The organism is Sporofaciens musculi, from assembly GCF_009830285.1.
GTDB classification, from domain to species: Bacteria; Bacillota; Clostridia; order Lachnospirales; family Lachnospiraceae; genus Sporofaciens; species Sporofaciens musculi.
On sequence record NZ_WUQX01000001.1, the window covers coordinates 839,703 to 864,922 of the forward strand.

Below are 25,220 nucleotides of genomic sequence, written 5' to 3' on the forward strand. Positions count from 1 at the left end.
AGGGAAACTTATCTGCCCTCTGTTTTTATGGAGGAAAAGGAGAGATAACCATATGGCAGATGCAAGAACTGAAAAACAGAAAGTAAAAGAGATAACGGACAGGCTGGAGGAAGGCTTGAAGGAGCTGTTTGAAGGGGAGAAATATAAAAGCTACCTGAACACCATGTCAAAATTCCACAATTACAGCGCAAACAATATCCAGCTCATAGAGATGCAATGCCCGGATGCGACATACGTTGCCGGCTACAGGGCATGGCAGAGGAATTTTGAACGCCATGTAAATAAGGGCGAGAGGGGTATCCGTATCCTTGCGCCTGCGCCTTATAAAATCAAAGAGGAACAGGAGAAGATTGATCCGGTAACGAATGAGCCTGTGCTTGACCGGGACGGGATGCCCGTCATGGAGGAAGTGGAGATAAAGATACCCGCCTTTCGTGTCGTGACAGTGTTCGACTATTCGCAGACGGACGGGAAAGAGCTTCCCGGACTTGGCGTGAATGAACTGCATGGGGATGTGGAGCGTTACCGGGATTTTATGGAAGCGTTAGAGAGGGTTTCCCCTGTCCCAATCCGATATGAGGAAATGGAGGGTGACAGGAAAGGATATTTTATTGATTTAAGCCGCCCTATCGCCATTAAAGAGGGCATGAGCGAAGCGCAGACCGCAAAGACCGGAGTCCATGAAGTGGCGCACGCAAAGCTCCATGCAAGGGAAGCGGAGCAGGATACGGAGAAAGCAGTCTATAAAGACCGGGAAACCAAAGAAGTGGAAGCCGAGAGCATCGCCTATACCGTATGTCAGCATTTCGGGATTGACACGTCCGATTATTCTTTCGGGTATATCGCCGGGTGGAGCAGCGGAAAAGAAATGCCGGAGTTGAAATCTTCCCTTGACACGATACGCCGGACTTCCTCAGAGCTGATAAAGGGGATTGAAGCACAGCTATTGGAAATTGAAAAAGAACGTGCCGCAGAACAGTCACAGGAGGACATTATCCTGCTTGTGTCGAATACAGACCGTTCCGAATATGACCTTTTGAATGTTAAGGGCATGGAGAGGACGGAAATATTTAACCTGCTGTCCGCTATGAAAGACGATGACAGGCAGAATGTGGAAGCCTACCTTGAAAGAGCCGGGGCATGGGTAACGCTGCTTGCCAATGAACGGAGTGAGGAAGTAGGGGAATACCATTTAGACTATGCCTATGATACGGATACCCATGAGATAACCGATTACAAGGCATTGCAGGAAGAACGGGAAAGGGCGAATGTTCCGATTGAATATGGCGATGTGATTGTGAGAATCTCCACGCCGGACAGTGGGGAATATGAAACCATTAAAATTGCGGATATGCAGTCAGAAGTGGCAAATGTTTTATATGCCATACCATTTTTGGAAGAAAATGAGTGGAATGGAAATGTGCTGGATTATCTGCAGGAGAGAGGTTTTGAGTTTGTGCCGATTATGAGAAGCGGCGGTTTGAATGACGGGTATCCGCAGTTCTATGATTTTGATGTGGATATGAGCGAATGGGAAGTGCATACCGCTTCGGAGCTTCCGGCAACGGTACAGGCGGAGCAGCTTATTAACCGCATGGAATTTCACAGGTCGGTATATGACAGCGATGAGCGCAATCTGATTATGAACCATGCGTATAGGCTGGATGATATGTATAAGACCACTTCCCTTGCACATTCCATTGCGGAGCAGAAAGACGATTCAGCCTTGCTTTGGGAAACGATCAGGGTGGCGCAGGAAGAAATTGACGCTCTCCCGGACGGAATGGTGGGGCTGTCGGAAATGCACGAATACGGATATTCATGGGATGAAATGCTCCCTCTCACAAAGGATATGGCATCGGAGCTGTTTGGGGAAGATGTGTCGGTGTACCAGCTCCACGCAGACGGTTCAGAAACGCTTGTAGAGGACAGGGCGGCATTGCAGGAGCATGACGGGCTGTTCGGCGTGGAAAAAGGCGATTGGAACGCTTATAAGGAATACCTGTCCATGAAGCAGGAATTGGAGGACAGCGAACCTAACCGGGAAGCACAGCTTTTGTATGGCAATGAGGGAAGGTTTGGCATCTACCAGCTTAAAGATTCAGCAGAAACAAGGGATATTCGTTTTATGGATATGGATTACCTTGAAAAAGAAGGTATCCCGGTTTCCAGAGAGAATTACACCCTTGTCTATACCGGGGAGCTTACGGAGGGCATGAGCCTTGAAGATATTTATACCAAGTTCAACATAGACCACCCGGCAGACTTTACCGGACATTCCCTTTCCGTAAGTGATGTGGTGGTGCTGCATCAGGACGGGGAGAACACAAGCCATTATGTGGATTCCGTTGGTTACAGGGAGATACCGGAATTTACAAAGGAGCTTTCAGTATCGGTGGAAATCAGCACAGAAAAAGATGCGGTCAGGGAGGAAACAGCGGAAATCCCGGCAGAAGCAGCGGAAGAACATACAGCGGCAGAAAATACAATGGCAGAGCCGGACAATGACAAAGTTTCCTATTATGTCATTGAGGATTTATCCACATGGGCGGAGAACAGCCCGGAAAAAAGCAGGCTGGAGCGTTTTGAGAGCCTTTCGGAAGCAATGGAGAAATTCACAGAGTACCGGGGAAAGGAAACGGAGGACAAGCCGGATATGGCGAGGGCAACTTTCGGCTTCCATGTCAATGGCAGCGAATTTGACCTGATCCACGTCAGAAACCATGAAAACTGTCTGTCGCTGGATTTTACGCACAGCAAGGCGGCAGAGGAAAGCAGTCGCTTCATGGAGGATTTGCAGACTTTAAATCACGAGGTCGGCTTTGACAAGGTACGGGTTCACCGGGAAATGTCGCCGGAGGAAATAAAGGATTTTGTGAAACAGCGGTTTGAATACCAGCTAAAGAGCAGCGGTCTTGACGATATTTCCCTCTATATGGACAGGTTTGATGCCCTCTATGGACAGGGGAAAATGGAACACCTCATGCCAACAGCCAACCAGAAGCATATCGTGGAAGATGTACCGTTTACGGAGTGGGAAAATCCGTACATAGATGCCAATGTTAGGGAAGCGGACAGGGTGGAAACAGAGCTTGCCTTCCGTCTGGCAGACCGTTATATCAGTATTCAGGAAGCCACTGAGGGGTATGATTACACCATATATGATATGGACTACCGGGAACTGGACGGGGGTGTATATGACAATCCGGACATAACAATCAGACAGGCACTTGACGAGATTGTGACGGATTTGAAAGAGCCAGCGCACAGGAGCAGTCTGGAGGGCAGTATCCGCACTGACGATGAACTGATACCGATTGATTATGACGGATTGATAGAAAAGGCAGAGCAGGCGGCAAAAGAGCATCTTGAGGAACGTATCAGAACCGAAGTGCCGGAAGCGGTGGAAAGCAAAGTGATAGCCGATTTTAAAGCCAGAACTGAGGAATTATTTAACCCTGTCAACGGGCAGACACAGGAAGATATAGAAATGAGTGTTTATGCTTATTTACAGTCCAAAATTGACGAGTATGGAATGGATATAGAGCTTGTAGATATGGCGGTTACAGGGAGCAGATGCAGAGGTTTGGAAGAACCTGTATCTGACCTTGACGTGGCTGTGGAGTACCGGGGCGGGGAAAACGAAGATACCCTGTTCAATGCCTTCAACGAGGACGGTTTTACAATCGGCGGCGTTAAGGTAGACATCAATCCCATTACAGAGGGCAAGACCGGGACGCTTGGGGAGTATCTTCCGGGTGTGGAAGCCTATCTTGAGGAAAAACGAGCCGCCCTGCAGGAGAAAGCCGCAGAGCAGGCACAGGAGGAAAAACAGACGGTTGTCACCCTTACAGTGGCGGAGTGCGGGGAATTCCACAATTTCGGAGAGTACCATGAGGGGATAGCAGACGTCCCGGAAGCAATCGCTATTTTCAACCGGATACCGCCGGAGAGGATGAACGGTATCCCAAGCATCGGCATCAATATCCATACAGAAGGGACAGAAAGCTATGAGGACACGCAGATGGATATTGTTTCGGGCAGAGTTGCGGATTTGGAGATTCTGGACTATGTGCCGGATATTACAGACAATCCGAAGGCGGTGGAGGTCATTGCGGAGCTGATCGACAAGCTGCCGGATATAGAGGTCAGGGGTTCTCTGGAGAAGTGGCAGGCGGCTTTCCTTGCTGCGGAGATAGACCAGCTTTCCTACAACTACGACACTGTTCAGTACAATCAGACAGTGGAGGACAGGGAAGCGCAGATAGCGAATATCACAGAGGACATCAGGAACGGGAATACCGGGTATCTGAATGATTTCCTTAATGCGCTCATTTCAGACAGTATCCGGGAAGGCATGACGGATATTATCGGGAAAGGGACGGAGCTTGATGACAGCGAGGGCGTACAGACCGCAAGGAAGGCGAAGGAGCTGTTAGATAAGCTGGCAGAATACAAGCCGCTTGCAAAGATTGAGGAACTGGAAGAATGTAACTATAACATGATTGATAACGTCCTGAACAATGAGAAGCCAAAAGAAGAAAAGCAAGCAGGCAGAATTTCCATAAAGGAAAAACTGGCGGAGAAAAAAGCGGTCATCGAGCAGAGGGATAAGTCAGATAAGGAAGTCCCTGAAAAGGGAACAGAGAAAAAATCAGAGAGGGAGATATAAGCGATGGATAAATTTACAGTGGAAGAAATCAATTTGATGTGTGTGTTTGAGGGGCAGGACAGAAAGGGCATGATTGCTGATATAAAGAATGTGATTCCCCACATACAGGACAGTGACATGGTGGAGCTTGCCGGACAGGTTTTAGGGAAATTGGAAACCATGAGCGATGCGGAATTTGCAGAGGTGGCATTGGAAGCGGCGGAGTGATTGACGCAAATCTTTTATAGCATTATTCGACATAACGTGCTATAATTCTCTTAGTCAGATTAGAACGAGTAGGGATAGTCTGCGGTTGTCCTTTCTGGAAACGGAAAGGAGGTCGGTATGAATACGTTAGAAGTGCTTACGTTGGTGCTGGTGATTTTTGCAGCCTTGACATACATAGACAATAAACACAACCGCAAGTAACGGAAAAGGCTATCTTCTACTGCCATAGAGGATAGCCTTGTAATCCGTATTTTTTACGCTTTATAAGTTTCCGATTGTGCAACCGTCGGACACGCTAATATCCTTCGGCTTCTAAGATGATTATAAACCAACACTGCGAATTTTGCAAGAGGGTTTAGGGAATGGGGGTGCTTCGGCACTCCTGTTTTTTTGCAGATTTGTAGACTATATTACAGGAATATGGTCTTGTTTACAAGAATTTTTTTAAATTTATATAATAAAGTAGGAAGGAATGGGTGGGATTCCGTCGCAGTCGGCATTGTGCGTAATGTGTATAACTCCCCGTCTTATGGAGCTGTGGGCAACACTGTTTGCAGGATGTGGGAAAGCTGCCCTTTGCTTTTCCACATGCTGTGAATGGTGTTGTCCATAGCGGAATGGGGAGTTATGCACATTTCCACGATGCTCTTTTGCTTTTAAAGTCTTTTTCAGACAGGGAATTACCGGGAAGGGTTATTATCCCGGTCAGGCTGTTCCTGTGCGCTTTTTGTCGGCTCTGTGCGCCCTAAATACTGGTTCAGGTTCTCCAGTTTCCGGTTCAGCGATTTCAGCTCTTTTTCACAGTTTTTGTATGTGACGGTCAGTTCTTTTTTCTGTGCGGTCAGCTCTTGATACTCCGCTTTCAGCTTGTCAATGTTCAAGCCTTTTAAGGGGATGCCCGCCTGTTCCAGCATACGCCTTGCGCCGCCATAAAGGATGATCTGGCTCTCATGCTTACGGAAATAAGCGTCAGGATTTTTGGACTTCTTATAGGCGATATTATACGCTTTATTTGCCTTGTACTGCTCCGCATATTTGATGATTTCCGCAAGGTCTTTGATGCGGTTCTCCAGCTTGCGGACAGTCTGCTTTGCTTCCTTCCCGGTGGCGGCTGTGGTGGCGATTTTCTGTTCCAGTTCTTTTATAGAGCCAGCTTCATTATATGCCTGTGCCGCAATCTTTAAATTCTCTACCGCCGCCCACCTCTGCAGCCCCGGACTGTTCTGAAATTTCTCATCAGAGGTGTCAATCAATCTCTTATTTGCGTAATCCCTTTTCGGGATAACTGCCTTCCGTTCTCGTTTTAGTTCAATCCGTTCTTTGATGCGCTCCTTTGTGTATTCCTTTCCGAGTGACTTGATGCTGCCACGCACAAAACGGTCTTTGCCGAGTGGACGGAAGGAGATAAATTTGAGGGCGTCTTCCCCAAAAGTTTCCCCTTTTATCTCATAGCCTTTTGCCCGCATCAGGAGCAGAAATTCTTCATAGGTGGAGGATGATTTTATGGCGGCGTTGATGTCTTTCCTTATCTGTGTTTTCCATGCGGCGCTGTTCTTATCTGCCTGCCATTCGTTGTATTTTTTTCCACGCTCCCCACCGGGGATAATGACAGAAAGATTATGCTCGCTGCACAGCTCGTCACTTAATTTTCGGATGCGGTAATAGCTCTGCTTGCAATCATGGTATTTGTCATGTTCTATGTTGTCAGCAGCACAGAAAATGATATGGTTATGGACGTGACCTTTATCAATATGTGTGGTGACAACATAAGAAAATTTTCCCTCTAAAACCTTGTCGGCAAGTTCTTTCCCTATCTGGTGCGCTTCATCAAAACTGACCTCACCGGGAGCGAAAGCCTGTATCAGATGATAGGCTTTATTGGGGCTGTTTTCCCGGCAGTGGTCTAAGGTATATTTAAAGTCAATCGCTGCGGTTTCCGGCGCACAGGCATAGGAAGAAATGTAGATGCTTTCATCTGTCTTGTCCGGGTTGCATATGTAGGCTACCGCTTTATCAACGGTTGCTGTGATAGCATGGATTTTTGTGACTGCCATACCTGTTTCATCAACTCCTTTACTTCGTCCATATCTTCCTGATAGACGTGGTTTGTGCTGTTAATCCTCTTTGCAATCTGGTTCAGGTTAGAGCTGATCCGCCCCAACTCCGTATTGTATTCCCGCAAAAAACTGTAATCCACGTCATAGACATATCCGTATAAAATCAGCTTCCGGATGAAAGCCGATTTGCTTTTCATGCCGGACAGCTTAAACTTCTCATCAAGGATGTACTGCTCTTTGTCATCTAAGTGAAATTCATTCCGGTTGGTGCGTGTCCTGTTTGCCATTTTTACATCGTCCTTTCTAAATTTGGGCATAAAAAAACTGCTGTAACTTGTTCGGTTTACAACAGTCTGGTTTCGTGTCTGTTCAGTTGTTTTGGATAGAATTATCCATGTGTTATTGTAGCAAATCTGCGGAAGAAGGTCAAGGACTTGCAGAGAAAAAGAGGAAAGAAAAGCAAAGAGGGTTAGGGATACTTCCCTATGGAAATTTCATCATACGGACGGCAGGGAAGTATGGGGAATTTTGCTCATGTGTCCGGACATGAGCAGTGCTTGCTATTCTACCCACGACACTCCCGGAGGGTGTGTCGGCATAACAAGACTTTAAGCAGTCCAAATATATTAAGTATCGGTATTGACCTTTTAGGTAAATAGATGTATAATAGCATTGACCTTTTAGGTAAATGCTGACAATAGGAAGGGGAACAGGCATTGACAAAGCTATTAGAGTTAGATACCCAAAGACGTGATGCTATCCTTAATGCTGCTTTAAAAGAATTTGCAGTACGGGGATATGATGACGCTTCAACAAATGTTATTGCAAAGGAAGCAGGGATTTCAAAAGCTCTTATGTTTCATTATGTGAATAGTAAACAGGAACTTTTTCTTGTGGTATATGACTTTTTTTCAGATTTGATGAAACAGGAATATTTCGAGCTGATGAACTATGAGGAAAGAGATGTTTTTGATAAGTTACATCAATCATATGTTTTGCAGATTGCATTAATACAAAAATATCCTTGGATAACGGAGCTTAATAAACTTTCATGTGTCACCAATTCAGACGAAATCAATAATGAACTTGAAAAAAGAAAAATCATTTAGAATGTTATACCAAATTGTTTGATGAAATAGATACCACTAAATTTAGAAAAGGGGTGGATATAGAAATGTGCAAGCAAATTATTCTTTGGTCTAATATCGGATTTACAAATCAACATTGCATGAGATTCGTAGTGATGAAACAAATGTAAATTCTGATGTTCTGCTAAAAAAACTTGACAGGTATTTTGATGAACTAAAGAAAATCTTTTATGGAGTTAGCAATGAGTAGGCGATATAAAAATCTTTTCATAATGCTTAAAAAGTGCATATTAAAGCACAAAAAAATAACAATATGTATTTTTGTGATTATGCTGATTTTTTTTAATTCCGCAAAGAAATGGATTGATAGGAGGAACGCTATGCTTGAAATGTATGAGCCGATTATTGTTGAGTTTCCATTACGGGGAGAATGGCTTTCTCCTAATACACCGGGGACAAAAGTACCCAGTCATGGTACAAATCAATTAGGAACAAGATATGCATACGATTTTATCCAAGTGGACTGGAATCGAATAGGTACTCCTGCTTATCGTGTTGGAGTAATGCAATATCTTTTTTCGGGTGTTAAATTGAGCGATTACTATTGTTGGGGACAAGAAGTATATTCTCCTTGTGACGGTATTGTTGTTGGCGCTGAGGACGGTTATGCTGAAAACGAAAAAACAAATCTACTGGCGGATATGTCTAACGCATATAAAAATGCCCATTATTTTGATCCGGAAAAGGACGATATTCAATCAGTCGCAGGAAACTATGTGATTATTAAATATAGTGAAAATGTATATGCTGCACTTTGTCATCTTCAAACAGGCTCTATTCAGGTTTCAGTAGGTCAAATGATAAAAAAAGGTGAAGTTATTGGCAGAGTAGGTCATTCTGGAAATTCCTTTGCTCCACACTTACATTTTCAGCTTATGGACAGTAGTGATATAAGTGTAGCAAATGGAGTGCCTTGTGCTTTTGAACAGTATGAGATATTTCGGGATAATGAGTGGCAAATAATAGAAAACGGTATTCCTACAGATAAAGATCGAATCAGGTTTTGGTAATCAAATATTAAGATAAATGATAGGGGGCGGTGTAAATCAATGACATAATGCTTATTCAAATGAAAAATGTTGATGAGGGTTTTTTATCTAAGCTTCAGCATTTAATGAATGAATATGGCTATCAATTACCTATGGAAACTGAAAAAGATACGTTGCTTTCCTTTGATGGTCTGAAACTTGTACCAGAGAATTATCAGGTTTTTCGTAATGGGACAGAAATTGTATTAACAGGAAAAGAATTTGAAATACTTATGCTGTTGGTACAGAATAGAGGGCGTGTTTTCAGCAAAGAGCAGATTTATGATGCTGTTTGGAATAATGAATATGTTTTTGATGAACGGAACATGACCGCATACATTAACAAAATTCGACGGAAGATAGAGCCTGATCCGGCACACCCAAGATATATCATCACTGTATGGGGAGTGGGTTACAAATTTAGCGAAAGAACAAAATGAGCAGATATTACAGGGCAAGATGGTAATATCTGCTCATTTTGCGTTACAATATGAAAATAAAAATTTTGAACAGGAGGAAATCAAAGATGGAAAATCAGGTATGGGTAAAAGTATCATTATTTCTAAAAGAATTACGCTGTGAGGACATTAAGAGGAACTCTGTCATTCATTTGGAGAGCTGCCAGAAAGAAAAGAAAGCCCTGAAAATAGTTAGGCAAATATGGGAGAAGGAACAAAAGAACTTATCTGAACTGCAACAGAAAACAATCTGCAATTATATAGAACAGATACAGGCGGTGTCTTTTGAGGAACAGCAGGAAGCATATTGTCAGGGAATTATAGATTGTGTGCAGATATTATCAGGTTTGGGACTATTAGAGTCGGACGGAAAAATTGAGAGAGCAATAGAAAAGTTAAAATGAAAGAAAGGCTCATTCCAGACGGATATGAGCCTTTTAAATGTAACATATCAGTCAAATCTATAATTAGGCAAGAAAAACTATAAAAAAACTATAAAAGAATTAGAAGTGGTTACATTTCAGTATAAGAAAATCTATGTTTTCTATGTATCATTTTTCTTTGTGGGATTATCCCATACCAGAGCTTCTGCGGTTGCAAGAAGAACGGAAAGCTGGTACTGGCTGCATTGACCGAGTAACTGTATGATCTTCTGATAACATGGATCGTTTATGTTTTGATTTGGGTAAACATATGAATCAGCAGATATGTTTAATGTACGCATGATGGTACAAAAAAGCTGAATACTCGGCGTACCCTTGTCATTTTCCAGATTTTTGTAATATTGGGGATGACAGCCGATGCGTTCTGCAATTTCTTCTTGTGTGAATCGCTGCTCAAGGCGAGCTTTTTTCATTATTTGCCCTAAAGTGGGAGTCATGTTTGACACTTTTTCACCTCCTGTGACTTCTTTTAAGTAGTGTATAACGATACCTTCAAAAAGTGAAAAGTGTTAGAGATTAAAATTAAATAGTGTATAACACTACCAAGACATTTGAAATCCTTTGGGATTGTAAAAAAAACGCAATCCGGCAAAGGCTTTTTCAAGTGTCTTTTTGCTTTGTGATTGCGTGGGGAGTGCCATGCAACAACTACATCTAAGAGGGGATACCGGGTATAAACGGTTAAAAAAATCTTAACAGACGAGGCAGTAGAGAACACCCTTGAAGGTAGTGTCAGAGATTACAAAGATGTAGCTATAATTTCATATTATGGGATAAAAGACGTCCGCAGGATTTGTACCTGTCCGGGCGTTTTTTATATATTTGAAAACTTTTTCAAATATTTGCAAAGTTTTCGACGTTTTGCCTATTCCCGATTGGGATATGGGGTGAAAGGGAGAACCATTTCACTCTGTCCCATTTGGATACGGAAGGAGGTGAACTCTTATGGAGCAATCTTCTTCCGAAAGAAAACAGACCGTTAGGCATCAGTTTGACAGCTTCTGCAAAATGGTATTGCATGGTGAAAAGGTCAATTATGAAAAGGAAATGGAGTACCGGAGACGGCATGAAATTTCTTTGTCACAAGTGCCGGAGGAGGAGTTGAGTCGGTTGAATACTGTGGATGAGTACATAGATGAATCGGAAATATTTCGTGTCCTTGATTATGACATCGAGGTAAAGGACGAGCTTATCAGCGAAGCGTTGAAGTATCTGCCGGAGAAAAAGCGGAATGTAATTCTTTTGTCTTTTTTCATGGATATGTCTGATACGGAAATCGCAAAACACATGAATCTGGTCAGGAGTACCATTCATCATCATCGTGTCAGCTCACTACAGGCATTAAAAAAGATTATGGAAGGAATCAGAAATGGAGAAATCAAGTAAGTGTTCAAAATTGCTGCCCTACCATATTATAGCGGCAGCGGCTTCCGGCGATGTGGAAGCAATCAACAGGGTTCTGAAGCATTATGAGGGTTACATTGCAGCATTGGCTACAAGAAAACTCTATGACGAATGCGGCATACCGCATTACTGTGTTGATGAAACCTTGCGTCGCAGATTGGAAACGAAGCTGATTACAAAGATATTGGCTTTTGAAGTCGCATAACAAAAAGTCGGCGGTGTCCCTTTCCGCTGTCTGACCGGGGTATGCGTACATGAACCTTGACAACTGAATACTGTATTGCATACAGGACGTGAGGATATGCAGAGCCACTAAGCAGATGCGCCATGACGTACCTGCCCTGATTTATAACAGGGTGAAACGTGAGGAAATGTTGAAGCAGGACATTGAAGCAAAGGTAAGGAGCGAGTGAGATCGGGCAAAATATGTAGCAGTTACATGGGGCGATGAAGCATATCTGTGATAATGATACTTCCGGGCTGTGGGGAAGCCGCAGCTCGGTCAATGAAATGACGGTGCAAGACCGATGTGGGCGGCGTAATGAGCCGCCACCTGTATTGCAGTTTTTATCTGCTAATAAATGGGAAGAAGCGTATTCTGCCTGTTTATTAGCAGATAAAGCTGTGCAAAGAATTAGGAGGATATTTTTGATGCAGAGAATACCGAAGGCGATTAACAAAAAGAGGTTAGTCAGATATAAAGAAGGCGCAGAAATGTACAGCATGGGAATGAATAAATTTCAGTCTTTGGCGAAAGATGCAGGCGCAATATTGAAAATTGATAGAATGGTATTGGTTGATTTAGATACGTTTGACCAGTATTTAGAATCATTTCGTGTGAAATAGTCAAGATGCGTATATGCAAAGCAGAAAGATTTTTCGTATAACCGAAAATAAGTGTTGACTTTTAGTTAAACTGAAAGTATAATGATTATGAAATGGATGGAGGTGTATATTGTGGCGAGGACAGGCAGACCAAAGTCTGACAATCCGAAAAAAAGCCTTATCGGGTTGAAGCTGACAGAGGAAGAAGCCGCAAAACTCAGGGAATATGCGTCCAAACATGACATGACCATAACGCAGGTGCTACAAAAGGGGATTGATTTGCAGTATGCAATGGAAGAACCGATAAGTAGTTAGTACGAAATCTCTTTCCTTGAGAAAGGAGCAGAGATGACAAAATCAAGAAAGGATAATAAAGGGAGGGTTTTAAGGAAGGGTGAAACTCAGCGCAGTTGCGATGGCAAGTATGTTTATACTTATACCGATCCGGAAGGAAAACGCCGGAGCATTTACTCTAAAGATATTATGGAACTGCGTGAGAGGGAGGAAAAACTGATTAAAGACCAGTTAGACGGATTGGATACTTATGTGGCTGGCAGTGCAACGGTCAATTTTGTTTTTGACAGGTATATATCTACAAAGTCAGAACTCAGGGGAACAACCATGAGGAACTACAAATATATGTATGACCGTTTTATCCGTAATGGGTTTGGGAAGAAGAAAATCGCAGCGATAAAGTTTTCTGATGTGTTGCAATTCTACCAGCACTTGCTGAAAGAAAAGGAAATGCAGATTAACACATTAGAAACAATCCATACGGTGCTTCACCCAACATTCCAGTTGGCGGTGCGGGATGATATTATCCGCAACAATCCGAGTGACGGGGTTATGGCGCAGATCAAAAAACAGCCGGGGAGAAATCATGGCGTAAGACACGCTTTAACTCTGGAACAGCAGAGAGCCTTTATAAACTATATAGAAAGCAATCCTACATATTACCGTTGGACATCTTTATTTAAGTTCTTATTAGGGACGGGGTGCAGGATTGGGGAAGCAATCGGGATAAGGTGGGAAGATGTAAATTTTGAAAAACGTGTAATCAGCATCAACCACAGTCTGGTTTATTACAGCAGAGAATTTAAGGAACACCCGATGTGTACGTTTTCTATATCACTCCCAAAAACAGAAGCGGGTATACGCAGTATTCCGATGATGGATGCGGTTTATGATGCACTCCGGGCGGAGCTTGCAGACCAACAGGAAAATGGATTCAACGAAACGGAGATTGACGGGATGAAAGGTTTTATCTTTATGAACCGTTTTGGGTACGTCCACAATCCACAGTCTATCAACCGGGCAATCAAGCGTATATACGAATCGTACAATGCAGAAGAAGTGGTTAATGCTTCCAAGCAACACCGGGAGCCAGTGCTAATACCACATTTTTCATGTCATCATTTGAGGCATACCTTTTGTTCGAGGTTTTGCGAGAATGAAACAAATTTAAAGGTGATCCAGTCCATAATGGGACACGCTAATATTGAAACCACGATGGACATATATGCGGAAGTCACCGATGCAAAGAAACAGGAAGCGATTGAAAATTTAGCACACAAATTGGATGTATTTTAGGAAAGAGTCCGGCTAGGACTGACAGAGGGTACGACAACTTGTGTGCCATACGACAAGAGTACGACAAATTCAAAGGTTTTAATCAATGAAATAGCGTTATATGGCTGTGGTGGAGATGCGGAAAAGCGGCTAGTTAAAGGGAAATAAGCCATTTTAAATTAAATTGACTTAAAATCCCCACAATGAAGTCCTTGGGTGGTTCTGAGGTTAAGAAAGGTCAAGAAAAGGAGGAGAAGAAGGCTGTTGAAGCGGCGAAGGAAGTGATTGATTTCTCCAAGGTGGAAATCGAGCCGTTGTTCTCGGATTGTGTGGATTTTGAGACGTTCAGTAAGTCGGATTTTAGGGCGGTAAAGGTAAAAGAATGTGTCGCCGTGCCTAAGAGTAAGAAGCTGTTACAGTTCACCTTAGACGACGGGACGGATACGGAACGCACGATTTTAAGCGGGATTCACCCTTATTATGAGCCGGAGGAGTTGATTGGTAAGACGTTGATTGCCATTACAAATCTTCCTCCGAGGGCTATGATGGGGATTGATTCCTGCGGAATGATAATAAGCGCAGTCCATGAGGAAGAAGGGGAGGAAAGGCTTCATCTTCTGATGGTGGACGACCATATCCCGGCAGGGGCGAAGTTGTATTAAGGCGGAAGGCAGGATAAAAAACATCAATGTTTTTAGGAGTCTGATTTACGCCTTTACGCCAAACTTACGCCATTCGATGCAGAAAGTTGTGCAGAGGTAAAAAAATCGCAAATTTCATACAGAGCTATTGGATTTTGAACAAAGAAATATGGATTATGAGAAAGGCTTTAAGAGAAAAGAAACTCTTAGAGCCTATTTTGCGTTTTGGGATATGTGCGGTAGGTCGCAGACTATCCTTCATATCAGATATTTTCTATACTGTATTTGTGCCGCTAACTGAAAGGCGGCGGAATGGAGATTGATATGAAAAATAGTTTAGCAGACATACACCCGGAACTTGTAAGCGAATGGTCGGAGAGTAACCTTCCACTTACCCCCGATACAGTAACCTACGGCTCAAATAAAGAAGTATGGTGGAAAGGGGCTTGCGGGCATGAATGGCAAGCCAGTGTAAAAAGCCGTTCTTCCGGCGAGAACTGTCCTATCTGTTCAGGAAAAAGAGTCGTTGAGGGTATCAATGATTTGGCGACGTTAGAACCTGAGCTTGCATTGGAATGGTCAGAAGAAAATATAAGTTTAAAGCCGTCTATGGTCGGCATAGGCTCTCACAAAAAAGTGATATGGAAAGGCAAATGCGGGCATGAATGGTCAGCCAGTGTGAAAAACCGGGTGAAGGGCAGCGGCTGTCCATACTGTTCCCATCATCTGGTATTAGAGGGGTTCAATGACCTTGCTTCGCAAATGCCAAAAGTAGCCGCTGAATGGTCTGAAAAAAATTATCCACTGCGCCCAACGATGGTTACAGCCTATACGAATCGTAAAGTATGGTGGAAGTGCAAAGAAGGTCATGAGTGGAATACGCAGATTTCGACCCGTTCATATGGAAGTAAATGCCCGTATTGCAGCGGGGAAATACTTCTCAGTGGTTTCAATGATTTTAGGACAAGACAGCCACAGCTTGCCGGGGAATGGTCAAAGCGCAATCTTCCCTTGACCCCGGACATGATAAATGAGAAATCACGCAAAAATGTATGGTGGAAATGTCAGAAATGTGGATTTGAATGGAAAGCAGTCGTCCATTCAAGAGTAAAAGGCGCAAAATGTCCCGTATGTGCGGACAGGGCAATACTTTCTGGATATAATGATTTGGCTTCGACTGACTCGTATCTGCTTGGAGAATGGGACTATGAAAAGAACACAGATATATCCCCGGAGTATATTTCAAGAAATTCCATGCGTAAGGTGTGGTGGAAATGTCCGTTTGGACATTCGTGGAAAGGGAAGATTTCTGAAAGAGCGATAGACGGGAAGGGATGTAGGGAATGTGAAAAGGAATATCAGGGTGTGTTTCCGCAATTAGCGGTTGGCTACTATGCGGCGAAGAAAGGTCTGAAAGTATTGTTTCACTCTGATACAGCCCTTGGAATCCCGCTTGAAATCTATATACCCGAAGAAAAAGTTGCAGTTGAATCTTTTGAAGGGACAAAGGAGATGGAGGGCGTAAAGAAATATATTTGCAAACAGAAAGGAATTAAGTTGGTTAAGATTATCTATCGTACAAATGATAATGAAATAGAGTTTGCTTACAAGATAAAAAGGCTGTTTCAGAGCATACATATTTTTATATCTTCAGATGTGGAACAAGATGTAATGACTATAAGAGAGCATTTTTATAAATGGAGAAAGAGACAGATGTAGTCTGTTGCTTGCCGTCTATTCTTTTCGGAGGGATAGGCGGTTTTTTTTGTGCTTAAATGAAAAAAACGGGGGAAAACAAAAAAATTTTAATGTTTTTCAAAAAAGTAGGGTGTCATTTTGCTTTTTCATTCCAAATAAGTGAAGGGGTTGACTTCTAACATTAGTTAGGGATACTTCTTTACTGTAGTTTGAAAATTGAATCAGTCATTCGCTAAGACAAAATTTCTGATGATTAGCCACCTTAGCAGGTACGCCAAGACCTTATATACAATAAATGAGCGATAATCCCCGCTATCAGTATCGGGTTGTCCCCGGTATGGCGATGACAGTCAGAATGATAATGATACTCCTGTACGCAGCTTCAAGAGTTCCTTGGAGGGGTGAGATTCCCGTGAAGCAGATAACAGTCTGTAACTTAGCGATTTCCCGAAGCATAACGCTTCTACGCAGGGGGTGTTGAGGACAAATACTGCGTTTTCGTTTTGTCGGGGACAGGCAGATTGTCCCCGGATTTACATAGCCACATAAATAGCGTGGCTAAATTTTTGAAAAAGGAGGTTGTACTTATGAACTCAGAGGAGATGATGCCAAATTGCAAAATAATCGCTCTGACTAACCAGAAGGGCGGAGTCGGAAAAACCACTACGACGGTCAATCTGGGGGTGAGCTTGGCACAGAAAGGAAAAAAAGTCCTTTTGATTGATGCCGACGCACAGGCAAATCTGACAATGTCCCTTGGCTACAGCAGACCAGATGATTTGTCTGACACCCTTTCAAGTATTATGCAGGACGTAATCGACGACAAACCGTTTGACGTACAGAAAGCTATATTGCACCATGAAGAAGGCGTTGACCTGCTCCCGTCCAACATTGAGCTGTCGGGATTAGAAGTAAGGCTTATCAATGCCATGAGCCGTGAAAGCGTGTTGAAAACATGCATTAATCAAGTAAAAGAGAAGTATGACATTGTACTGGTAGATTCGATGCCGAGCTTAGGTATGCTGACAATCAATGCCCTAGCAGCAAGCGACAGTATCATTATCCCGACCCAGCCGCATTATCTTTCAGCCAAGGGCTTAGAGCTGCTGCTTCACTCTGTATCCAAAGTTAGGCGGCAGATAAATTCCAAACTGCGGATAGAGGGAATCCTTATGACAATGGTTATGCCGCGCACAAATATTTCCAAGGAGATTACAGCTACGGTCAAAAGTGCTTATGGACAGAGAATCAGAATCTTTGAATCCCAGATACCTCATTCAATCCGAGCCGTAGAAGCGACTGCGGAGGGCAAGAGCTTATTTGCCTATGATAAAGGCAGCAAAGTAGCTATGGCATATGGACAGTTTGCAAAGGAGGTGGAAGACATTGGCGAGAAGCAGAAGAAGCAAAATAGAGCTGACCGCATACGATGACCTATTTGAAACAGACGTTAGCCGTGCAGAAGCCAGTTTAAGTAAGATAAGGGAGATACCTATTTCCGAAATAGACGAGTTTCCAGACCACCCGTTTAAGGTGCTTATGGATGAGGATATGGAACAGCTTGTTGACAGCGTTAGAAGGATTGGGGTAATGACTCCGGCAACGGTTCGGAAAAAGGAGGACGGGCGATATGAGTTAATCAGCGGTCACAGGCGGAAAAGGGCTTGTGAGCTTGCAGGGTTTGACGTGCTGAAATGTGAAGTTAAGGAGTTGAGCCGAGACGAAGCAATCATTGTGATGGTTGAGAGTAATCTGCAACGCTCCACCATACTACCAAGTGAGAAGGCATTTGCTTATAAAATGCGGCTTGAAGCGATGAAGCGACAGGCAGGCAGACCTATAAAAGATAATTATTCCCCAGTGGGAAATAATTTTGAGTTTGCAACTTCAAGCGATGAACTTGCAGAAAAGGTTGGAGAAAGTAAAAATCAAATTTTTCGTTATATCCGTCTGACCGAGCTAGTACCCGAAATCTTGGAAATGGTCGATGAACACCTGATTGCTTTCCGTCCTGCGGTAGAGATTTCCTATCTGTCCGAGGAACAGCAATACACACTCCTAGAAGCCATGGGCTACAACGACGCCACGCCCTCATTGGCACAGGCAATCAAAATGAAAAAGTTCATGCAGGAAGACAAACTGACAGACGAGGTTATTCAGTCCATCATGCAGGAGGAAAAGCCAAACCAGAAAGAAAAACCTGCATTTAAAGACGAAAGGATAACGAAGCTCATACCAAATACTATCCCCAGAGGACAAGAGACAGATTTTGTAGTCAAGGCGTTGGAGTTTTATAATCGACACCTGCAAAAGCAGCGGGGGAAGGAAAGATAACCTGACACCGAGGGAGAAGTCTGCCCTTTTGGGGACAACAAATTTTTTTGTACTCCCCCTCTCCACACCTCTCCCCCTAAATACTGCCAGTAACTATCCGAGAAAAGAAATATGCGTAGGCAACAAGCCAAGTGGACGTACTTGTACGGACATTTGGCGACTGCCACGACAGCCGAATGGCTTATGCCTTGTCATAAGTTATAAGGCGTAAAGGCTGCCAAGATGAGCAGCTTTTTTACTGCTAACAAAATCACTAAACACAAACAAACAGGAGGAAACAATGAAGATTCGTAAAATATTCAAAAGGGCGGTAGCTTATACTCTTGCGGCGGTCACAGCATTATCCGCCTTTCCTGCATCAAGGGTACTTGCAGCAGGCAGCATAGGGACGATTTCATTCGACCATACCTATGACGGTGCAGGAAACGCCATGAGATACAATTCAACCGCTAACATTGACGGTCATGTTCCGGGCAATACAGGAGAATATATCAACCGTATGTACGTAGACGGGGAAGATGCCTATTGTATTCAGCCGGGAGTACCCTTAAGGACAGGAAACATATTGGCAAAAGATTCATCAAGCGCATGGAACGTACTATCCGGGAATCAGAAAAAAGCGGTAGGGCTTGCCCTGCTCTATGGGAATCAGGGAAACAGTAATCATTTAACGGGGAATGATGATGAAAAATGGCTTGCCACCCAGACCCTTGTATGGGAGTTTGTTACAGGATACCGTGAGTCTATAGGAACTTATCGGCAGACAGGCGGAACAATCTACAACCTGCACTTTGGCTCAAATTATCCAAACAGCGGAGCAAGGGCGGCATATGACCAGATAATTGCCATGATGTCAAAGCACAACACGATTCCAAGTTTTATGTCGGGCAGCGAGGGCAGCATTACAAGAGAGCTTTCTTACAGGGATGGAAGATACAGCATGACATTCACCGATAGTAACAACACTCTCTCTGAATACGACTTTGCAAGTTCCGACAGTAACATCAGGGTATCTAAGAACGGGGACAAACTGACAGTAACATCTGAAAAGGCAGTAAAAGGTACAGTAAGGATTACGGCGGCAAGGAACAACACGCCCACCGTCAGCAGCAGCGCAAAAATGATAGCATACGGCGACCCTAATTTGCAGGATGTAATCACAGGCGTGGAAAACGTGGATACAGTTAAGGCATATATCAATGTGGAAACACCCACCGGAACAATAGCACTGAAAAAGACATCTGAGGATGGTGTGGTGGAAGGCATTTCTTTTACCATCAAAGGAGAGAATTACAGAAAGACTGTTGAAACAGATGCAAACGGAAATATGACGGTTGAGGACTTATTTCCCGGAACTTATACAGTCACAGAGCAGCCCATAGACCATTATGAACAGCCCAAAACCCAGACCGTGACGGTTATCGGAGGGGAAACATCAACAGTCACCTTCAATAACATTTTAAAGCGGGGGAGCCTTGAAGTCGTGAAAACATCCGAGGACGATTGCAACGAGGGGATACGGTTTCACCTTTACGGGACATCCCTAAGCGGGCTTGCCGTTGACGAATATGCAGTAACAGACAGAAATGGACATGCAAGGTTTGAAAATGTCCTGATAAGCGGCAACACGCCATATATACTCGAAGAAGTGGATACGGCAGACCGTTATATCATTCCAGCCACCCAGACAGCTCCGGTTGAATGGAAGAAAGTTACAAACCGCAGTTTCCATAACGTGCTGAAAAAATTCAATGTGACAGTAACTAAGGCAGACGCAGAGACAGGAACGCCACAAAGCGACGCTTCACTTGCAGGCGCAGTGTACGGTATCTATAAAGGCAAGGAACTTCTTGACACCTATACAACCGATGAAAACGGGCAGTTCACAACAAAAAATTATATATGCAGCGATGACTGGAGTATCCGGGAGCTGATTCCTTCGGAGGGATATCTTCTGGACAGCGATATCCACCATATCGGGGCAGAGCCGCAGCTTTATACGGTTGAGCATAATTCAACGAGAAATAACGTAAATGAGCAGGTCATAAAAGGAAACATCGCCATTACCAAGCATACGGACAATGGCGGGACACAGATTGAAACGCCAGAAGAAGGGGCAGTGTTTGAGGTATACCTGAAATCCGCAGGAAGTTACAAAAAGGCAGAAGAAACCGAGAGGGATATCTTAACTTGCGACGCAAACGGATTCGCCCAGACTAAATATATGCCTTACGGTATTTATACTGTGCATCAGATTTCCGGGTGGGACGGTCGTGAGCTTATGAAAGACTTCGACGTATTTATCAGCCAGAACAGCCAGACTTACCGTTACTTAATCAACAACGCAAACTTTGAGAGCTATATTAAGATTGCGAAAAAAGATATCGAAACAGGAAAGACCATACCATATGCAGGCGCAGGATTCCAGATTTACGCCCCAAATGGAGAACAGGTATCCATGACGTTCACCTATCCAGAAGTGACGGCGATTGATACGTTTTACACGACAACAGACGGGGAACTAATTACGCCGCAGCCCCTTGAATACGGAGAGGGATATACGCTTGTGGAGGTACAAGCTCCGTATGGTTACGTATTGGATTCCAATCCCATTCCATTTGACGTTGTGCAGAGGAATTCCGAAGAAGAAAGCGGTATTCCTGTAATCAAGGTAGAATGTTCCAATATTGCACAGAAAGGCACGATTACCGTATCCAAGTCCGGCGAAGTATTCAGCGGGGTATCAAGCAGCCAAGGAGTGTATCAGCCAATCTTTGCCGTAGATTCCTTAGCGGGTGCAGTCTATGAGGTTACAGCAGCCGAGGATATCGTTACGATAGACGGCACAGTCAGAGCTAAGAAGGGAGAGATAGTGGATACCCTTACCACAGGGAAAGACGGCGAAGCCAAGTCAAAGAACTTATATCTGGGAAGATATGAAGTAAAAGAGGTGACAGCCCCGCAGGGGATGGTGGTAAATGAGACTCCCCATATGGTTGAACTTGCGTATGCAGGGCAGGATATTTTAGTCACAGAAACAGCCATAGATTTTCAGAATGAACGCCAGAGAGTGGAAATAGACCTTGTAAAAAGCCTTGAAGTGAATCAGGAGTATGGGATTGGCAATAACGGCGAAATCAAAGAGGTTAGCTTCGGATTGTATGCAGAAAAAGAACTGACTGCCGCAGACGGCTCTGTTATCCCGGCAGACGGATTGTTAGAAGTAATCGACCTTGATGAAAGCGGTCACGGGAAAGCGAGAAGCGACCTGCCGACAGGAAAATATTATGTGCAGGAAATCAGTACAAATTGCGCATACCAGAAGAATGATAAAAAATATCCGATAGATTTTGAATATGCAGGGCAGGACACGGAAATCGTCCATATTACGGCAAATGAAGGCGAAGCCATAAAGAATAAGTTAATTTACGGCTCAGTCGGCGGTAAAAAGTCCGACGAGGACGGCAAAGATTTAGGCGGCGCAATTATCGGCATTTTTAAGGCTGGTACAAAAGAATATACAGAGGAAAATGCAATCCAGACTGCCACATCCAAAGATGACGGCAGTTTTTCTTTTGTGAAAGTCCCATATGGCACATGGATAATTCATGAAGTGGAAAGTCCGGAAGGATATCTGCTATCCGAGGAAGAAATTACTGTAACAATCGGCAAAGCAGGGGAATTTGTGGAAATTGAGCTTGTAAACTACTTTATTACAGGCAATCTCTCTCTGACAAAAGGAGATAAGGACAGCCCGGAAAAGAGGCTTTCAGGCGCAGTATTTGAAGTTTACGCCGATAGGAACGAAAACGAGAAGATAGATAAGGGCGATGAGCTTCTTGGAGAGATGGGGGAGACAGAGAACGGCGTTTACCAGATGGACGACCTGAGATATGGCAGATATCTTGTCAAAGAAAAAACAGCCCCAGAGGGATTTGTTCTTGACGAAAATGTGTATCCCGTATCCATTGAGGAAAACGGCAAGACTTACGATGTGGAAAACGAAGCGGGAAAGGGCTTCTTAAACGAAGCGCAGAAAGGCAGCCTTAAAATTATAAAGACATCTTCGGATAAGAAGGTGGAAGGAATTTCCTTCCGTGTTACTGGCGGCGACGGATATGACCAGACATTCATTACAGACAAAAAAGGGGAAATCTTTGTTGAGGATTTAAGGATTGGCGAATATACCGTGTCTGAGGTCAGCAACGAAGTATCCGAAAACTATATTCTGCCTATAGACCAGAAAGTGCTGGTTAAAGTGGATGAAACGGCAACGGTTACCATGCATAACGAACTCCGTGAAACCCCGGAAACAGGGGATGATTTTATTCTCGGTTTGTGGGTTTTCCTTGCAGCAGTATTTACACTGGGGGCAGGAATCTTCGGCGCAGTTGGTTATCAATGGGGAAAGAAAAGATAAGAAGGAGGCGGCGATGGAGAAATTGAAAACGCTTGAGGGGAGGGTGAAATCCCTCCTCAAGCAGAACAAAGACGCAAGGGATGACGACATGGTGTTATACCTTGCGCTATGTAACGACTGTTTGGAAAATGCGGGGGAGATACCCCTTGCCGAGATAATGGCAAGACACAAATCCCTCGGATTGCCGGGATTTGAGAGCGTCAGCAGAACACGGCGAAGGTTACAGGCACGATACCCGGAACTTTTGGGGAGTCTGCCTGTACAGGCAAGACGAACGGCAGGGGAAAAAGCCTATCGGCGGTATGCTAAGGGACAGGAGGCGGATGTGTGAATAAGGAAGTACGTTCTCAGCAGGGATATAAGATTATAGATAGCCGTACAGTTGGGAAAATGGAATTAGTTATCGGTCACAATCCCAAAGCTCCAAATCCCTATGTATGTTGGTATTGTAAAGGCGGCGACAATTATTTTTGGGGCTATTATTGCAACGAACTATCGTCGGCACGTAAAAAGATGAACGAGCGTTATCAGGCAGAGAGTCATATGCCCTACAACTATCCCTCTGCCAAGAAACAGAAAAGCAGCAATGGACGTGTACGGTAATAAGAAAGGATAGGCTAAATGGAAAATGAAGAAAAGAGGATGATAGATTCTTATGAAGTGGAACAGAGTATCCATATTGGTACAAAAGAAGTGGTTTTCGGTGTTGATAAGAAGTCTGAATACCCATTTTTAGTTTGCTATTGTACCTACGACAATATATTTTCAGCGGCACAGGCAGAGAAGGCAATCATTTCAGACGATTATCTGGAAGCGATGCAGGAGTTTCTGAATCGTGTACAGGAACAGGTTAAGATTACGCAGACAGAGAAGGAAAAATATAAATGTGATTTAAAACCATTTACCATAGAGGATTGTATCCCCGATGACAAGGGGAAAAGTATTGTGGGAAAGGTGGTTGTCGTCAATGCTGAGGTCAATCGTTATGAATACAGACATTCGGTTTATCAACTTGTGCTGGCAGAGGGCGGAAATGGTGCGATAGGCGGAAGGGGACGGGCGGTAATGGGCACGTGTCTGGCAGAGGGAAAATATGCCCGATGGGAACGAAGCGACATTCTTGGGGAAATCAAGCCAGAAAAAATGCCTGATTGGGCCAAAGAAGCCCTCGCCAAAATCCAGACGCAGAAAAAATTGAAGAAAGCAAAAAGCAGGGAGGAACGATAATGGAGATACGGGCTTTGTCACAGGCTGAACAGAAATATACTTATTCCCAGAGTATACAGCTTGAGGAACAGACGGGGTCTATTGGTCATTTCCAAGGTGATTTTTGCACTTCTGGATATGGATTTTATACGTCTTGGTTTGATTTTAAAAAGAAATTGAAAACTGACGAGTTCAAGGCAAGTTTGGACGAGGTTATCAATGCCTTACGTGAAGATAAGGGACTTCTGCATAACCGCCATGATATGGCGGCTTTTGTAAGGAAAAATCCCGAAAGTGCTTTTAAGGGCAGCTATTGTACCGAGTACGGTTTCCGTGTGGATACCGACAAATATGCTTTCCTGTTACGATGTAACCCGAAAAAGGGCGACTATAACTTTTACTGCTACTGTTATGTGAAAGAATGGCTGGATAAGCATATGAAAAATGCCGAGAAAGGCATCCGCTTTATCGACGTTGAATATAAAGAGCAGTTCCACATCCCGGACGGCGGCAAAATCATTATCACTTATGAGTGGGGGCAAAAGGCGGAAAAGACCTGCCGTTTTATTGACGAATGCCACACCGAGGTCGGCGGTTATCTCTACCATATCTGCGAGTTTGCCGAGCGTATGAAGAAGGACGGGCACAGTTGTGTACCGAAGCCGCAAGAGCCGCCGTCCACACAGAAAGCCCCGAAGCACAAAGAAAACGAACGATAACTGTAGGAGGATTGGAATATGGCAGTCAACCCCAAAGTAGTGAAAGTCTTAAACAAGGTATTGGACGCAGGCTTTACCGATGAAAAAGCCATCGCCGCTATGACGATGGATGACATTCTAACAATGCAGGGACTCACAGTGGCGGATATTGCGCTTATCAACGACCTGCAAAAGAGTGTCAAGGCAAACAAAGTTATCACATTTCTGGGAGGTGATACAAATCCGGCTGTAAGCACAAAAAATGAGAATTAAAGATTAGGAGGTGTAGCGCAGATGGCTGCAAAGTATCAGTTAATGACCGAGCTGTATCGGCGTACAGGCATTGAGATTACAAGAAATACGAAAGTTTGGCAGAACTTTCTGGCTTCAGCCTGCCATAACTACAAATGCC

Annotated in this window: 23 protein-coding genes and 1 pseudogene; 21 read left to right on the forward strand and 3 right to left on the reverse strand. The window is 43.9% G+C overall.

Annotated elements, in window-relative coordinates; translation table 11 throughout:
• The first annotated feature begins 52 nt into the window (after positions 1-52).
• Positions 53-4,672, forward strand: coding sequence for a YodL domain-containing protein (locus tag GN277_RS04115; protein ID WP_159749927.1), 4,620 nt, complete (start codon positions 53-55; stop codon positions 4,670-4,672).
• Between the two features lie 3 nt (positions 4,673-4,675).
• Positions 4,676-4,879 (forward strand): transposon-transfer assisting family protein, encoded by a 204-nt coding sequence (locus GN277_RS04120; protein ID WP_159749929.1) that lies wholly within the window; start codon positions 4,676-4,678, stop codon positions 4,877-4,879.
• A gap of 680 nt (positions 4,880-5,559) precedes the next feature.
• Here GN277_RS04120 and GN277_RS04125 read toward each other — a convergent pair.
• Complete coding sequence (locus GN277_RS04125; protein ID WP_159749931.1) at positions 5,560-6,933, reverse strand: relaxase/mobilization nuclease domain-containing protein; 1,374 nt, start codon at positions 6,931-6,933, stop codon at positions 5,560-5,562.
• On the reverse strand, positions 6,882-7,223 hold the full coding sequence (locus GN277_RS04130) for a plasmid mobilization protein (RefSeq protein ID WP_115625515.1): 342 nt from the start codon (positions 7,221-7,223) through the stop codon (positions 6,882-6,884). The genes GN277_RS04125 and GN277_RS04130 overlap by 52 nt, the downstream gene beginning before the upstream one ends.
• A gap of 429 nt (positions 7,224-7,652) precedes the next feature.
• Between GN277_RS04130 and GN277_RS04135 the strand changes: the two genes are divergently transcribed.
• The 4 genes from GN277_RS04135 (at position 7,653) to GN277_RS04150 (ending at position 9,974) form a co-directional block, all read left to right on the forward strand.
• Entirely contained in the window at positions 7,653-8,045 is a 393-nt protein-coding gene (locus GN277_RS04135; protein ID WP_159749933.1) for a TetR/AcrR family transcriptional regulator, read from the forward strand.
• A gap of 209 nt (positions 8,046-8,254) precedes the next feature.
• Entirely contained in the window at positions 8,255-9,094 is an 840-nt protein-coding gene (locus tag GN277_RS04140; protein WP_244324595.1) for a M23 family metallopeptidase, read from the forward strand.
• Positions 9,095-9,153: 59 nt separating this feature from the next.
• Positions 9,154-9,552 (forward strand): winged helix-turn-helix domain-containing protein, encoded by a 399-nt coding sequence (locus GN277_RS04145; protein ID WP_159749935.1) that lies wholly within the window; start codon positions 9,154-9,156, stop codon positions 9,550-9,552.
• An 86-nt stretch (positions 9,553-9,638) separates the two neighbouring features.
• On the forward strand, positions 9,639-9,974 hold the full coding sequence (locus tag GN277_RS04150) for a hypothetical protein (protein ID WP_159749937.1): 336 nt from the start codon (positions 9,639-9,641) through the stop codon (positions 9,972-9,974).
• A gap of 140 nt (positions 9,975-10,114) precedes the next feature.
• Here the strand turns inward: GN277_RS04150 and GN277_RS04155 are convergent, their stop codons facing one another.
• Positions 10,115-10,450, reverse strand: coding sequence for a helix-turn-helix transcriptional regulator (locus tag GN277_RS04155; protein WP_244324955.1), 336 nt, complete (start codon positions 10,448-10,450; stop codon positions 10,115-10,117).
• A 508-nt stretch (positions 10,451-10,958) separates the two neighbouring features.
• Between GN277_RS04155 and GN277_RS04160 the strand changes: the two genes are divergently transcribed.
• The 15 genes and pseudogenes from GN277_RS04160 (at position 10,959) to GN277_RS04230 (ending at position 25,081) form a co-directional block, all read left to right on the forward strand.
• Positions 10,959-11,399, forward strand: coding sequence for an RNA polymerase sigma factor (locus GN277_RS04160; RefSeq protein ID WP_159749941.1), 441 nt, complete (start codon positions 10,959-10,961; stop codon positions 11,397-11,399).
• Positions 11,383-11,622, forward strand: coding sequence for a helix-turn-helix domain-containing protein (locus GN277_RS04165; protein ID WP_159749943.1), 240 nt, complete (start codon positions 11,383-11,385; stop codon positions 11,620-11,622). Before GN277_RS04160 ends, GN277_RS04165 begins: the two co-directional genes overlap by 17 nt.
• Positions 11,623-12,068: 446 nt before the next feature.
• Positions 12,069-12,263: a DUF6462 family protein gene (locus GN277_RS04170; RefSeq protein ID WP_074924834.1), complete on the forward strand. Its 195-nt coding sequence runs from the start codon at positions 12,069-12,071 to the stop codon at positions 12,261-12,263.
• Positions 12,264-12,350: 87 nt separating this feature from the next.
• Entirely contained in the window at positions 12,351-12,557 is a 207-nt protein-coding gene (locus GN277_RS04175) for a hypothetical protein (RefSeq protein WP_286338602.1), read from the forward strand.
• A 33-nt stretch (positions 12,558-12,590) separates the two neighbouring features.
• Complete coding sequence (locus tag GN277_RS04180) at positions 12,591-13,832, forward strand: tyrosine-type recombinase/integrase (RefSeq protein ID WP_159749945.1); 1,242 nt, start codon at positions 12,591-12,593, stop codon at positions 13,830-13,832.
• 257 nt (positions 13,833-14,089) lie between these two features.
• Positions 14,090-14,473, forward strand: a pseudogene (locus GN277_RS04185) (methionine--tRNA ligase subunit beta); the annotation flags it as partial.
• A 303-nt stretch (positions 14,474-14,776) separates the two neighbouring features.
• On the forward strand, positions 14,777-16,171 hold the full coding sequence (locus tag GN277_RS04190; protein ID WP_159749949.1) for a zinc-ribbon domain-containing protein: 1,395 nt from the start codon (positions 14,777-14,779) through the stop codon (positions 16,169-16,171).
• A 584-nt stretch (positions 16,172-16,755) separates the two neighbouring features.
• The gene (locus GN277_RS04195) at positions 16,756-17,583 is read left to right on the forward strand and encodes a ParA family protein (RefSeq protein WP_159756353.1); all 828 of its coding nucleotides are present in this window, start codon (positions 16,756-16,758) and stop codon (positions 17,581-17,583) included.
• Positions 17,537-18,484: a ParB/RepB/Spo0J family partition protein gene (locus GN277_RS04200; RefSeq protein WP_159749951.1), complete on the forward strand. Its 948-nt coding sequence runs from the start codon at positions 17,537-17,539 to the stop codon at positions 18,482-18,484. The genes GN277_RS04195 and GN277_RS04200 overlap by 47 nt, the downstream gene beginning before the upstream one ends.
• A gap of 280 nt (positions 18,485-18,764) precedes the next feature.
• Entirely contained in the window at positions 18,765-22,904 is a 4,140-nt protein-coding gene (locus GN277_RS04205) for a SpaA isopeptide-forming pilin-related protein (protein ID WP_159749953.1), read from the forward strand.
• Between the two features lie 13 nt (positions 22,905-22,917).
• Positions 22,918-23,235: a hypothetical protein gene (locus GN277_RS04210; protein WP_159749955.1), complete on the forward strand. Its 318-nt coding sequence runs from the start codon at positions 22,918-22,920 to the stop codon at positions 23,233-23,235.
• Positions 23,232-23,507: a hypothetical protein gene (locus GN277_RS04215; protein WP_159749957.1), complete on the forward strand. Its 276-nt coding sequence runs from the start codon at positions 23,232-23,234 to the stop codon at positions 23,505-23,507. The genes GN277_RS04210 and GN277_RS04215 overlap by 4 nt, the downstream gene beginning before the upstream one ends.
• 18 nt (positions 23,508-23,525) lie before the next feature.
• Positions 23,526-24,131: a hypothetical protein gene (locus GN277_RS04220; RefSeq protein WP_159749959.1), complete on the forward strand. Its 606-nt coding sequence runs from the start codon at positions 23,526-23,528 to the stop codon at positions 24,129-24,131.
• The gene (locus GN277_RS04225; protein WP_159749961.1) at positions 24,131-24,829 is read left to right on the forward strand and encodes a hypothetical protein; all 699 of its coding nucleotides are present in this window, start codon (positions 24,131-24,133) and stop codon (positions 24,827-24,829) included. Before GN277_RS04220 ends, GN277_RS04225 begins: the two co-directional genes overlap by 1 nt.
• Before the next feature lie 18 nt (positions 24,830-24,847).
• Positions 24,848-25,081 (forward strand): hypothetical protein, encoded by a 234-nt coding sequence (locus GN277_RS04230; protein WP_159749963.1) that lies wholly within the window; start codon positions 24,848-24,850, stop codon positions 25,079-25,081.
• Positions 25,082-25,220 lie beyond the last annotated feature (139 nt).